The sequence below is a fragment of the Arabiibacter massiliensis genome (assembly GCF_902386925.1).
Taxonomy (GTDB): Bacteria; Actinomycetota; Coriobacteriia; order Coriobacteriales; family Eggerthellaceae; genus Arabiibacter; species Arabiibacter massiliensis.
In genome coordinates this window covers 2063989-2077698 of sequence record NZ_LR698996.1, presented here as the reverse complement: position 1 = coordinate 2077698, position 13710 = coordinate 2063989, and the positions used below count along the sequence as shown (strand labels likewise).

10 protein-coding genes are annotated in these 13710 nt (G+C 64.8%); 9 read left to right on the top strand and 1 reads right to left on the bottom strand.

Translation table 11 applies throughout. The annotated features are described in order from the left end of the window. Positions 1-96: 96 nt before the first annotated feature. The gene (gene ngr, locus FX134_RS08895; RefSeq protein WP_080800642.1) at positions 97-882 is read right to left on the bottom strand and encodes a nigerythrin; all 786 of its coding nucleotides are present in this window, start codon (positions 880-882) and stop codon (positions 97-99) included. 369 nt (positions 883-1251) lie between these two features. On the opposite strand from ngr, the gene FX134_RS08890 reads away from it, so the two are divergent. The 9 genes from FX134_RS08890 (at position 1252) to FX134_RS08850 (ending at position 13693) form a co-directional block, all read left to right on the top strand. Beyond that, a complete protein-coding gene (locus FX134_RS08890; RefSeq protein ID WP_080800639.1) occupies positions 1252-2970 on the top strand; it encodes a glucose-6-phosphate isomerase in 1719 nt (572 codons plus the stop codon). Between the two features lie 88 nt (positions 2971-3058). After that, entirely contained in the window at positions 3059-5635 is a 2577-nt protein-coding gene (hypF, locus tag FX134_RS08885) for a carbamoyltransferase HypF (RefSeq protein ID WP_080800636.1), read from the top strand. Beyond that, positions 5626-5865, top strand: coding sequence for a HypC/HybG/HupF family hydrogenase formation chaperone (locus FX134_RS08880; protein ID WP_080800634.1), 240 nt, complete (start codon positions 5626-5628; stop codon positions 5863-5865). Before hypF ends, FX134_RS08880 begins: the two co-directional genes overlap by 10 nt. Further along, on the top strand, positions 5862-6968 hold the full coding sequence (gene hypD, locus FX134_RS08875) for a hydrogenase formation protein HypD (RefSeq protein WP_080800630.1): 1107 nt from the start codon (positions 5862-5864) through the stop codon (positions 6966-6968). Before FX134_RS08880 ends, hypD begins: the two co-directional genes overlap by 4 nt. 160 nt (positions 6969-7128) lie before the next feature. Further along, entirely contained in the window at positions 7129-8484 is a 1356-nt protein-coding gene (locus tag FX134_RS08870; RefSeq protein WP_080800626.1) for a diguanylate cyclase domain-containing protein, read from the top strand. A gap of 517 nt (positions 8485-9001) precedes the next feature. Next, positions 9002-10150, top strand: coding sequence for a serine/threonine protein kinase (locus FX134_RS08865; RefSeq protein ID WP_080800623.1), 1149 nt, complete (start codon positions 9002-9004; stop codon positions 10148-10150). Positions 10151-10383: 233 nt separating this feature from the next. Next, on the top strand, positions 10384-11526 hold the full coding sequence (locus tag FX134_RS08860) for a DMT family transporter (protein WP_080800618.1): 1143 nt from the start codon (positions 10384-10386) through the stop codon (positions 11524-11526). 30 nt (positions 11527-11556) lie between these two features. Beyond that, a complete protein-coding gene (locus tag FX134_RS08855; RefSeq protein WP_080800615.1) occupies positions 11557-12117 on the top strand; it encodes a hypothetical protein in 561 nt (186 codons plus the stop codon). A gap of 223 nt (positions 12118-12340) precedes the next feature. Then, entirely contained in the window at positions 12341-13693 is a 1353-nt protein-coding gene (locus FX134_RS08850) for an MFS transporter (RefSeq protein WP_232050887.1), read from the top strand. The last annotated feature ends 17 nt before the right edge of the window (positions 13694-13710 follow it).

Below are 13710 nucleotides of genomic sequence, written 5' to 3'. Positions count from 1 at the left end.
CCACTTCCGCAGCGGGGCCCGCTTCGCGCGCGAAAAAAGGCGGCTCCCCGGGATGCAGTACCGGGAAGCCGCCATGCGAGAGGGGGATGGCTTGGTTTAGTAGGCCTTGAAGGAGCTCTTCGGGGCCAGGCAGATGGGGCAGGCGGTGAAGTTCTCGCCCTTGTGGATGTAGCCGCAGATGGGGCACAGGTAGTACTTGCCGTCGAACGGGGTGTCGATGGTGGTGTACGCGTCCATGTACAGCTTCGCGTGGTAGGCCTCGGCCAGCTTCGCGCGGGTGAACACCTGCACGGCCTTGTTGTTGCCTTCCTCCTGCGCCTTCTTGATGAAGGAGGGGTACATGTCGGACGTCTCGTAGATCTCGCCGTTCGCGCCGCTGATCAGGTTGATGTCGCTCTCGTGCTCCTCGACCGTCGGCGGCTCGGGCTTCTCGGTGGCGGGGTCGATCTCCTTGGCCAGGTCGTACTCCAGGCCGATGTGGATCTTCTCGGCGTCGGCGGTGCACTGGAACAGGCGCGCCAGCACGTCGAAGCCTTCTTTTTCGGCAACCTTGGAGAACGCCTCGTACTTCGTGGTGGCGCCGGTCTCGCCCGTGATGGCGGACATCAGGTTCTCGTAGGTGGTGCCCACGGCGGTCTTGCTGTCGTACATGATGTTGAAGTTGCTCGCGGTTCCGGCATCGGGCATCGCCGTGGGCTCAAGCACCTCGGCCACGTACTCGCTGGAAGCGCCGTCGGCCTTGGCGGCGTCGTCAGCGGCGGGCTCGGCGGCTGCCTTGGGCTCCTCCGGGGCCGCGCAGGCGGCAAGGATGCCGAGCGTGGAAAGCGAAGCGGCGCCGACGGCCGCGCCTTTGAGCAGATTGCGCCTCGAGATTTCAGACATGTGCGATTCCTCCCTATGGTTTCTTGACGAGCCCTCCTCAGTGGCTCGTTTTGATATCGATACTATATATCAATAAGAAAGAAGAATCAACAGTGAAATACTGTTAATTTGGAATTATTATCGACAAGCAGGACAGCGCGCGTCATGTCCCCCTGTCGCGCACGATCTTCGCTCCGAAAACACGCCTCAGCGCACGAGGCGTGTTTTCGGAGCGAAGATCCGCCTCCCGCATGCTTCCATCGTTTCCATTGCGTAACTGAGGGCCCGGATGCACATCTCGTTCACATCTCCATCACAACGCCAAACAAGGCGAGCCGCTTTCCGCGTCGTTTGCTAGAATGGGGAGAATTACGCAGAAAGAAGGTGCCCATGCTGTCTGGTGATATGGAAAAACTGTATCCTTCCGCCAAGACGCTCGTGAAAGAGTGCGTCGCCAGCCGTCTCCACGACCGGGACGCGAGCCTCTACAGCTTCACGGACGAGGCGCGCGCCTGCGCCGAGCGGTACATGGGGTGGACGGACCTCGCCAGCAATCCGCCTTATCCGCTGGACAAGATCCAGAGCTTCGCGAACTCCATCATCGCCCAGGGGCTCAAGACCGTGGTGCTCATCGGCCAGGGCGGCTCCACGCAGGCGCCCATGACCATCACGAAGTACAACAAGCCCGACTCGTCGAAGATCTCCTTCAAAACGCTCGACTCCGACTCGCCCGTGCGCATGCGCGCCATCCTGGCCGAGGCAAAGCCCGAGACCACGCTGTTCATCATCTCGTCGAAGAGCGGCGGCACCATCGAGCCGCGCCTGGCCCTGCGCGCCGTGCGCGACGCGGTGGCCGACCGCATGCCCGAGGAGGAGTTGGTGGGGCATCTGGTGGCCGTCACCGATCCCGGCTCGGAGCTGGAGCGCCAGGCGCGCGAGGAGGGCTGGGCCGCCGTGTTCTCCGGGGAGCCGTCCGTGGGCGGGCGCTTCTCGGCGCTGTCCGTGTTCGGCCTGCTGCCGGCCGCGCTCGTGGGCATCGACCTCGAGGACTTCATGAGCCATGCCGTGGAGGCCGAGCGCCGCTGCGCCGAGGACGCCATCGACAACCCCGCCATCGGCCTGGCCGCCTTCCTGTACGACAACTACCTGCACGGACGCAATAAGTTCTCGTTCCTCACGCCCAAGCGCGGCCGCGTGCTGGGCCTGTGGATCGAGCAGCTGGTGGCCGAGAGCCTGGGCAAGGAGGGACAGGGCATCCTGCCCAACATCGAGATCGACTCGCTGCTGCTCACGAAGGACCCGGGCGACCGCAGCGTCATCATGTACCAGACGCGCACGGACCTCTGGGACGAGCGCAAGAACTTCGAGATGAGCCTGTCCTACATCGACCCCACCATCCCGCGCGCCAACTTCAGGATCGACTCGGTGGAGGAGCTGGCCGAGCATTTCATCATGTGGGAGTACGCCATCGCCATGTGCGGCTACCTCATGAAGATCTGCCCGTTCGACCAGCCCGACGTGGCCTCCGCGAAAGCCGTCGTGCTCGACATCCTCAAGGACGGCCAGCCCGAGCCGGATTTCGTGCAGGATTTCATCGACGACGTGCACATGGGCGAGGTGGAGGTGCGCCTGTCGCCGTGCTTCAAGGACTGCACCGACGTGCGCGGGGCGCTGCGGGCGCTGCTGGGCAGCATCCAGCCGGGCGATTTCTTCGCGCTGAACGCGTTTCTGCCGTTCACCGGCGAGGGCCGGCGCGAGGCGCTCGAGACCATCCGCCACGGCGTGGCCGACAAACGCGGCGTGGTATCCTGCCTGGAAGTGGGGCCCCGCTACCTGCATTCCACCGGGCAGCTGCACAAGGGCGGCCCGAACTGCGGCGTGTTCCTCATCCTGTCGGCCGACGAGCTGAAGGATATCCCGCTGGGGCAGGAGGCCGAGAGCCTGGGGTCGCTCGCGAAGGCGCAGGCCTCGGGCGACCTCGTGACGCTGGCCGATCGCGGCCGTCGCTGCGTGCACCTGCACCTGCCCGACAACTCGGGCGTGACGCTGCGCGAGCTGGCCGAGGTGATCATGGGCATCTTGGAGGAGCTCGAGGCGCCGGCGAGGTAAGGGCGTCCAACGCGAACGAGTGTTTCACGTGAAACATCGAGGGCGGCCGGCCGGGGCCGCCCTCTTGGATTGAAGCGGAGGCGGCGAGATGATCGAAGCGCTCGACATACAGGTGAAGGGCATCGTGCAAGGGGTGGGCTTCCGCCCCTTCGTGTACCGGCTGGCGAAGAAATACCTGGTGAACGGCTGGGTGCTGAACGCCACCGACGGCGTGTTCATCCACGCGGAGGCCGAGGGCAAGCTGCTGGACGAGTTCGTGCTGGAGCTTTCCGAGAACCCGCCGGCTGCCTCGCGCGTGGAGGAGATCGACCTCAAAGAGGTGCCGCTGGAGGACTTCGACTCCTTCGAGATCCGATTCTCGGACGCCGGCGCGGTGGAGAAGACCACGCTTGTGTCGCCCGACCTGGCCACGTGCGACGACTGCGTGCGCGAGCTGTTCAACCCCAACGATAGGCGCTACCGCTACCCGTTCATCAACTGCACGAACTGCGGGCCGCGCTTCACCATCATCGAGAAGCTGCCCTACGACCGCAAGAGCACCTCGATGAAGGACTTCCCCATGTGCGAGCGCTGCGCCCGCGAGTACGGCGACCCGCTCGACCGCCGCTTCCACGCGCAGCCCGACGCCTGCTTCGAGTGCGGTCCGCACCTGAGCTGGCGCGAGCACGAAGGCGGCGACATCGCTGCACCGCACGGGCCGGTGACGTGGGGAAACACGCTCGAGGAGAGCGACGCCATCCTCGCGCGCGCCGTGGAGCTTTTGGCGGCGGGGAAGATCCTGGCGGTGAAGGGCCTCGGCGGCTTCCACCTGGTGTGCGACGCGAACAACCCCGACGCCGTGGCGCTTTTGCGCGCCCGCAAGCGCCGCGAGGGCAAAGCGTTCGCGGTGATGGCCGCCTCGACCGACGACGTGCGGCAGGTGTGCGAGGTGAACGACGCGGAAGCTGCCGTGCTGGAGGGCTCCCAGCGCCCCATCGTGCTGCTGAAGAAGCGCCCGGACGCCGCCTTCGCGCCGGGGTTGGCCGACGAGCTTCCCGAGCTCGGCGTCATGCTCCCCTACACCCCCCTGCAACACCTCCTGCTGGCCGACTTCGCCGATGTGACAAAGGGACGGGGCAATTGTCACATCCCTCTGCTCGTCATGACCTCGGGGAACATCCATGACGAGCCCATCGTCACCGACGACGAGGACGCTTGCGAGAAGCTGTTCGCCGTGGCCGACGCCATCCTGGGCCACGACCGCGCTATTCGCGCGCGCTACGACGACTCGGTGGTGCGCATCGTCAAGGCCGGCAGCGCGGGCGACGCCGTGCAGTTCATCCGCCGCGCCCGCGGCTACGCGCCCTTGCCGCTGGCGATGCCCGCGAGCGAAGGCACCGCGTCCATCCTGGCCGTGGGCCCGGAGCAGAAGAACACGTTCACGCTCACGCGCGACGCGGAAGCGTTCGTGTCGCAGCACATCGGCGACATGGAGAACGCGGAGACCTACGACGCGTGGCTCACGGCGAAGGACCGCTACGAGACGCTGTTCGAGATCAAGCCCGACCGCCTGGCCTGCGACAAGCATCCCGAGTACCTCGCGTCGAAGTGGGCGCACGACGAGAGCCGCGCGTGCGGCCTGCCGCTTGTCGAGGTGCAGCATCACCACGCGCACATCGTGGCCGTGATGGGGGAGCACAACCTGCCCGGTCCCGTGTGCGGCATCGCGTTCGACGGCACGGGCTTCGGCGAGGACGGCGCCATCTGGGGCGGCGAGGTGCTGCTGAGCAACCTGCGCGCGTTCGAGCGGTTCGCGAACTTCGCCTACGTGCCCATGCCCGGCGGCGCGGCGGCGGTGAAGCACCCGCTGCGCATGGCCTACGGCGTGCTGTGGGCCTTCGACCTGCTGGAACACCCCGGCGCGGCCGATGCGCTGGCGACCCTCAACGAGCAGGCGGCCGTGTGCGAGCAGATGATCGATCGCGGCCTGAACACGCCTATGACCTCGTCGGTCGGCCGCCTCTTCGACGCCGCAAGCGCCCTCCTGGGCGTGTGCACCGAGCCGAAATACGAAGGCGAGCCCGCCATCCTGCTGGAAGCCGCAGGTTGTCATCCTGAGCGAGCGCAGCGCCCCCCCTGTCATCCTGAGCGAGCGAAGCGAGTCGAAGGATCCCCCGCGGCGCCAGCTGAAAACGCCAATGGCCTGACGGCCCGCACGGGATCCTTCGACTCCGGCGACTACGTCGCCTCCGCTCAGGATGACAATTCGGCCGAGCGCTATGCCATCGCGGTCGTCAAGAACACGGCCACGGCAACAAGCACGGCGCAGGACACGTCGGTCGTGCTCTTCGACGCGGCGCCTACGTTCAAGGCGCTGCTCGACGACAAGGCGGCCGGCGTGCCCACCGCGACCATCGCGCGGCGCTTCCACGACGCGTTCGTGCAAGCCATCGTCATGGCGGCCGAGCTCGTGCGCGGCATGTACGACATCGCTACGGTCGCCCTCTCCGGCGGCGTCTTCATGAACCGCTACCTGATCGAGCACGCGCTGGCAGCGCTCGAGGCCGCCGGCTTCACCGTGGCCGTCAACCGCGATTTGCCGCCCAACGACGGCTGCATCTCGTTCGGCCAAGCTGTGGTAGCATGGGCTTCGAACAACGAAGAAGGAGAGCAGCCATGTGCCTAGCCATACCCGCGCAGATCACCGAGCTTAAAGACGGTAGCCTGGCGACGGTCGACATCCTCGGCGTCACGCGCGACATCGCCGTCGACCTCACGCCACATGCCTCCGTGGGCGATTTCGTCCTGGTGCACGCCGGTTTCGCCATCGAGGTGGTGGACGCCGACTACGCCCAGGAAACCATCGACCTCATCAAGCAGTTCCCGGAGCTGGCCGGCGAAGAGGTGCCCTTATGAGCACCCACGCCGCCGCGATGGAAGCCGAGCTGGCCGCGTTCAAGGATCCGAAACTCGCGCGCGGCCTGGTCGAATCCATCCAGAAGCTCGCGCCCGCCGCCGGCGCCACGCTCATGGAAGTCTGCGGCACGCATACCATGGCCATCGCGCGCAACGGCATCCGCAACCTCATGCCCGAGGGTACGCGCCTGGCGTCAGGCCCCGGCTGCCCCGTGTGCGTTACGTCGAACCGCGACATCGACACCGTCATCGCCCTCGCGCGCGTGCCAAACGTCACCATCGCCACGTTCGGCGACATGACCCGCGTGCCCGGTTCCACGTCCAGCCTCCTCAAAGAGCAGGCGGCGGGCCGCAACGTGCAGATCGTCTACTCGCCGCTCGACGCGCTGCGCCTGGCCGAGCAGCACCCCGACCGCGAGATCGTGTTCGTGGGCGTGGGCTTCGAGACCACCACGCCGCTCGTGGCCATGGCCATCAAACGCGCGGCTGCGGCCGGCCTTGAAAACTTCAGCGTGTTCGGCGCGCACAAGAACATGCCCGGCGCGCTGGAGGCCATCGTCAACGACCCGAACCTCGAAGTGGACGCGCTCATCCTGCCCGGCCACGTGAGCACCATCATCGGCGCCGAGCCGTACCGCTTCCTGGCCGAGAAGTATGGTATCCCCGGCGTCATCACGGGCTTCGAGCCAGTGGACGTGCTGCAGGGCATCGCCATGATCATGCGCCAGCTGCATGAGGGCCGCGCCGAGATCGAGATCGCCTACGCGCGCGGCGTCATGCCCGAGGGCAACCCCGTGGCGATGGCCGCCATCGACGAGGTGTTCGAGACGTGCCCCGCCCTCTGGCGCGGCCTGGGCGAGATACCCGGCTCCGGCTACCGCATCCGCGACGCATACGCGCAGTTCGACGCCGTGCGCCGCTTTAACCCGTCGGTTGAACCCACGCAGGATCCCAAAGGCTGCCGCTGCGGCGACGTGCTGCGCGGTATCATGGCACCGAGCGAGTGCCCGCTGTTCCGCCGCGTGTGCACGCCGGAGAACCCGGTGGGTCCCTGCATGGTGTCGAGCGAGGGCAGCTGCGCTGCGTACTATCGGTACTATTAGCGTTCGGAAGATGTGCGGCGTGTGACGCTCGTCCGGCTGTGGGAGCCGCTCGAGGACGGCAAGCTGGGCTCTAAGAGCTTCTTCTCGCTGCAGCGCGCGAACCGCGCCGTGGTGGCGCGGAGATGTGTATGAGAGGCAGGCGGGGGGGAGGGGGGTTCGCATGGGCGGGTCGAGCAGCAGGCGCGGGGCGCCGCACACCTTCCCTCTGCACCTCGTGGCGCTGCTGGCCGGCCTTGTGGTGAGCGCGCTCGTGGTGGGCTACTTCATGCAGGACGACATGTCCTATCGCCGGGAGCAGGCGCTGCGCATCGACGAGGTGTACAGCGCGCGCATCGAGTCGCTGCTGGACAGCCTGTTCCACAAGACGGACGTCATGGAGTCCCTGATCATCGCCGAGCGCGGCGAGCTGTCGGAGGAGACGTTCAACGACCTGGCGAAATCGCTCAGCGACGGCGTCGGCATCCGCGCCATCCAGTACCTGCCCGGCGGCACGGTGCGCTACGTGTACCCCGTGGAGGGCAACGAGCCCACCATCGGCGGAAACATCTTCGAGCAGCCCGACCGCCGCGACGACGCGCTGCTGGCTCTGGAAACGCGGCAGATCACCCTCTCGGGCCCCTACGAGCTTCGGCAGGGCGGCCTCGGGCTGGTGGCGCGCAACCCCATCTTCATGACCGACGAGAACGGCGACGAGGAGTTCTGGGGATTCGCGGTCATCGTGCTCGACCTGCCGGCCGCGCTCGACCCCATCGTGCTCAGCCAGGTTGAGGCCGCCGGGCTCGACTACGAGCTGTCCACGTCCTCGGCGCAGGGCGACAAGGTGCTCATCGCCGCGTCGTCCACCCCGCCGGGCGCCGACGCCGTGGAGTACGCCGTGCACGTGCCGAACCACGACTGGACGCTGCGGCTGGCCCCGAAGGACGGGTGGATCGACTGGGCCCTGCTGCTGTGGACGAGCTTTGCGGGCCTGATCATCAGCGTGCTGGTGGCGGTCGTGGTGTGGCAGTCGCGCAACAAGCGGCGCTTCTTGCACGAGCTGGCCACCACCGACGAGCTCACCGGTCTGCACAACCGCCGCTGGTTCGGCGACGAGATGGAGCGTCGCTGTGCCGACGTCCGCGAGCCCTTTGTGCTGTTCTACCTCGACCTGAACGGTTTCAAGAACGTGAACGACACCCTGGGCCACAAGCTCGGCGACGAGCTGCTCGTGCAGGTGGCCGAGCGGTTCCGTGCCGTGTGCGACGGGGTGGGCGACCTGGCGCGCATCGGCGGCGACGAGTTCGTCGCGGCGGCGGGCGGGCTCGATGCCGAAGGGGCGCGGCGGTTCGCGGATAAGCTGCGCGGGGCGCTTGATGAGCCGATCGCCGTGGGGGAGCGCACCTGCGAGATCGGCGCGAGCGTGGGCATGGCCGCCTATCCCGCCGACGGCGGCGACTACGACTCCCTCATCCGCGCGGCCGATGCGAGCATGTACGCCGACAAGCGCGCCGCGAAGACGAGCCGCCGCGACGGCTGACCGCCACCGCGCGGCGCGCGTCCCGGCCGCCTTGCCGCTCCCGGCGAATTGTGTTTTTTCACGAGTCGGTGACAGGGGTTTGATTCCTCTCGTTGTGCATCTAGATCGACTTTGTTGCACGTTTCCCTTGTGAAACCTCATGCATGAGTTTGCGGATTGATTCGGTCATGATGCGAAGCGAGAGAATGCATCGTCGCGAATATCCAATATCGTGCAATTTTATGCAGAATGCAGCAAAACGCCCCGTCCAATAATTTTGTGCACTTGCTTAATTCAAGGGAACGGTTTGGTCAAAACTCTTCGTGAATTTCATGTTGCAGGTGAACAAAAAAGGTGGTATAACTGCGTCATCGGCAAATCTGGCAGGACATGCCACGGTAGGATTCCGAGGAGCGCACATGCATCAGTCTCCAAAGTACTCCTGCAGCCGCGGCGTTCTCGCCGGGTAAAGCTGCAGTATGTAGTTGTGCCACCCAACCGGTAGCGCCCGATGCGCTGCCAAAGAAAGGAGACTGTCATGGCGAAGATAGTCAACTCTTGGAACGACTGGGATCCGCTGAAGCGCGTCATCGTCGGCCGCTGCGACAACTCGATGATCCCGCCCGAGGAGCCCGCGACCTCCGAGAAGGTGCCCGTCGACTCCGAGATGCGCGGCATGTGGGGCCTCCGTCCCGCCAAGACCGTCGAGCGCGGCAACGAGTGCCTCGAGAACCTCGTGAAGATCTGCGAGGACCACGGCGTGGTCGTCGACCGCCCGACCCCGCTCCAGTGGAACCAGGCCATCGGCACGCCCGACTTCCGCAACGACTCCATGATGACCTGCATGCCGCCCCGCGACATCCTGCTCACCGTCGGCAACGAGATCATGGCGAGCGCGAACTCCTTCCGCTGCCGCTACTTCGAGTATTTGGCCTACTGGCCGCTCATGAAGCAGTACTTCGACGAGGACCCGGACTTCCTGTGGACCCAGGCCCCCCGCCCGCGCCTCACCGACGCCTCCTACAAGCACAACTACTACGATGAGAAGATCACCCTCGAGGAGCGCCTCGTCCGCACGGCCAACAAGGACTTCGTGACCACCGAGGTCGAGCCGATGTGGGACGCCGCCGACCTCATGCGCATGGGCAAGGACATCTTCATCCAGCACGGCCTGACCACGAACCGCACGGCCATGGACTGGTTCCAGCGCTACTACCCCGAGTACCGCATCCACGCGATGAACTTCCCGGGCGACCCCTACCCGATCCACATCGACGCCACCTTCGTGCCGCTGCGCCCGGGCCTGATCATCAACAACCCGCACCGCCACCCGGCCGAGGGCCAGCTCGCCATCTTCGAGGCGAACGACTGGCAGGTCGTCGACGCCGCCCAGCCGGCCCACGACGAGCCGCCGGCGCTGTGCTACAGCTCGGTGTGGCTGTCCATGAACTGCCTGGTGCTCGACCCCAAGACCGTCATCGTGGAGGCCTCCGAGGTCAACCAGCAGGAGCAGATGGACCAGCTCGGCATGAACGTCATCCCCTGCGATTTGCGCGACGCCTACCCGTTCGGCGGCGGCCTGCACTGCTCCACGGCCGACGTCTACCGCGAGGGCGACTGCCTCGACTACTTCCCGAACCGCGTCAAGGACGACACCCTGGTGCGCCCGGAGATGTGGAACGACTAATCGCTGCTTGACCAACTCGTCTTCTAAGGCAAGCGTCACTACGATTTAAGAAAGGGGATTCGGTTTGCAGGAGCATTCCGGATCCCCTTTTCAATCCCAATCGACAACCATTGCGTATGTGTTTCGGTCATGCGGGACCGAAGAGGAGACGCTTTATCTCACATTCAGCCTCCCATGACGGGGACAGGGAGAAGATGGGGAATTCATTTTTGCTACTGGTTTAAGGAGGACCAATGGCAGACAACAACGACAACAAGAAGCTCGGCAACGGGAAGGACGGCTCCGAGGGCTACGAGATGAAGCTCGGCTGGGGCACCATCGCAATGCTGATCTCCGCGACGGGCATGGGCCTTGTGCCCCTGTTCAGCCGCTGGGCCACGCGCACCAACATGTTCGACGGCGCCGACGGCCTCAACGCGGGCGATTCCATCGGCGCCCTCATGGCCGTGGGCCGCATGGGCATGGGCGTGCTGTTCTTCCTCGTGCTGATGGTGGCAACGAAGAAAGTGCACGTCTTCAAGAAGCTCAAGCTCACGCCGGCTATCGCGCTCGGCGGCTTGATGATCGGCATGTCGCTGGCGTGCTACGTGACGTCCACGCTGCTGACCACCGTGTCCAACGCGGTGCTGTTCATCTACATCGGCCCCGTCATCTGCGTATTGATGGCGCGCATCTTCCGCAAGGAACCCATGTCGCCGCTGCAGTGGATCTGCCTCGTCGCGGTGTTCATCGGCATGATGTTCGGCGAGGGTCTGCTCGGCTTCGGCGTGGGCGGCCAGGCGTTCGGCTTCGACTTCAACCTCGTGCCCTCGACGCCTGAATTCCCGCAGAAGGGCCTCGGCGACGCGTTCGGCCTCGCTTCCGGCTTCTTCTACGGCGCTTCGATGTTCTTCAACGGCTACCGCAAGGATGCCGACACCACCGCCCGTGGCGTGTGGAACTTCATCTTCGCCGTGCTGGGCGCCGGCATCATCACCGTCATCCTGAACTCCCTCGGCGCGAACCCGGGCATGGAGAACTGGGCCCTCAACGTGCACTTCACCACGTTCAACTGGATCGGCGCGGTGCTGCTGTGGATCATCTGCGGCCCCATCGCCCTCGGCTTCCTGCTGGTTGCCGGCCGTAACCTGCCGGCCGCCGACTACGGCACCATCGCGTACTGGGAAGTTCCCGTGGCCATCTTCACCGGCCTGGTCGTGTTCGGCGAGGCTCTGACCATCAACACCATCCTGGGCGGCATCCTCATCATCGGCGGCGGCGCTATCCCGTCTGTCAGGGGCATGGTCGCCGGCCGCAAGCAGAAGCAGCGCGAGGAGATCAGCGAGAACCTTGCCGCCAAGCTTGAAGAAGAGGCGGCCAAGGAGGACCTGCGGTAGTCACGACGCCAGAATAGGAAGGTGTGGCATATGAAGATCACAAGCAATCTGACCCACATTGCTACCATCGTGGATCTTGAGGCTGCGAAGAGCGAGGAAGAGCTCAAGGGCGTTTTCGCCGCGAGCGGCATCGACGGATTCGCCGCCGAGCTGGACATCGCGGAGCGCACCGAGGACCATGTGCAGATGATCTCGCTGGACGGGCTGCTCGGGTTCGCCAAGGCCAACGGCGTGGGGGCGGTCACCTACGATGTGACGTACTTCCCGCATGCCGACGACGCCGAGGTGGAGTACCAGCTCAAGCAGCTGGCGAGCGACCTCGAGATCAGCGCCGAGGTCATCCGCGACCTCTGCGGGGATGAGATCAGCGAGTACCTGGCGCTCGACGCCAAGCGCGACGCGAGCCTGCCGGTGCACAGCATCGTCGAGTGCTACGTGGGCGGCACGGCGTTCGCCTGGTACGGCATGAACGACTACCCGCGCCTCAAGCGCGTCATCCTGCGCAAGCTGGCGCAGGGCGGCCAGAAGGCGAAGCGCAACTTCATCCTGCGTGCGAGCAAGGCGCAGGTGGACATGCTCGAGGACTACTGATCCGACATTGGGAAAGGAGCCCGTTGCGCTGCAACGACGGGCTCCTTCCCGTTCACGGGCATTTCCAGAAAGTAACAACTTGTCATTGATGAGGGCTTTTTAGGGTATCATTACCTTAACGATAGGCGTATACCCAATTGCTAGGGGGTTTCCTTGGAGGAACATACACGCCAACGGCGCGCGTTCGCACGTAACGAAGCCGTCAATTTCTTAGGGGATTACCATGGAACAAAACGCTAACATGGAACCGAGTTCTGCTGCAACACTGGCTATTTCTGAGGAAGAGAAGCACCGCACGCTGAAGAAGGTGACATTCTCTTCGTTCTTGGGTAACTTCATCGAGTGGTTCGATTACGCGAGCTATTCGTATCTGGCCACGGTCATCGCGATCGTGTTCTTCCCGGGCGAGGATCGCCTGGTCGCCGTCATGAGCACGTTCGCCGTGTTCGCGCTCTCGTTCCTCGTGCGCCCGATCGGCGCCATTTTCTGGGGGAACATGGGCGACAAGAAGGGCCGCAAATGGACCCTTTCCATCTCCATCCTGCTCATGAGCGGGGCGACGTTCTGCATCGGCCTTCTGCCCGGCTACGCCATCATCGGCGTGGGCGCGCCGATACTGCTGCTGTTGCTGCGCATGGTGCAGAGCTTCTCGGCCTCGGGCGAGTACGCCGGCGCCGCCACGTTCATCGCGGAGTACGCGCCGAAGAACCACCGCGGCTTCTACTGCTCGATGGTGCCCGCCTCTACGGCAACGGGCCTGCTGGTAGGCTCGCTGTTCGCCACGTTCATGTTCAACACGTGGGGCGCCGATTCGGCCTTCGTGGTCGATTGGGGCTGGCGCATCCCGTTCTTGCTGGCCGGCCCGCTCGGCTACATCACGCACTACATCCGTACGCATCTTGAGGATTCCCCGGTGTACGAGAAGATGCAGGAGAACCTCAAGGCGCAGGGCGACAAGGTGCAGCATCCCATCCGCACGCTGTTCAAGAAGCACCTCAAGGTGCTCGTCATCTCGTTCGGCGCTTGCGTGCTGAACGCAGTGGGCTTCTACGCGGTGCTCACGTACCTGCCCAACTACCTTGAGACCACGCTCAACTACGACCCGAGCGCGGCCTCCATCATCACCACCATCGTGCTGGTGGTGTACATCGGCTTCATCTTCCTGTCCGGGCGCATCTCCGACCGCTTCGGCCGCAAGAAGATGCTCATCATCGCCTGCGTCGGGTTCATCGTGTGCACCATCCCGGCGTTCATGCTGCTCGGCACGCTGAACTTCTGGGTCATCCTGCTGGTGGAGCTGGTGATGTGCCTCATCCTCACCATCAACGACGGCACGCTGTCCAGCTACCTCACCGAGACGTTCCCCACCGACGTCCGCTATTCCGGCTTCGCGCTGAGCTTCAACCTGGCGAACGCCATCTTCGGCGGGTCGGCGTCGTTCATCTCGTTCTGGCTTATCGACGTGACGGGCAACGACATCGCCCCGGCGTTCTACATGGTGTTCATCGCCGTGCTCGCGCTGGTTGCGATGATCCTGTCGCACGAGCACACGGGCAAGGACCTCTCCGAGGTATAATCGCTTCGGACGAGGAT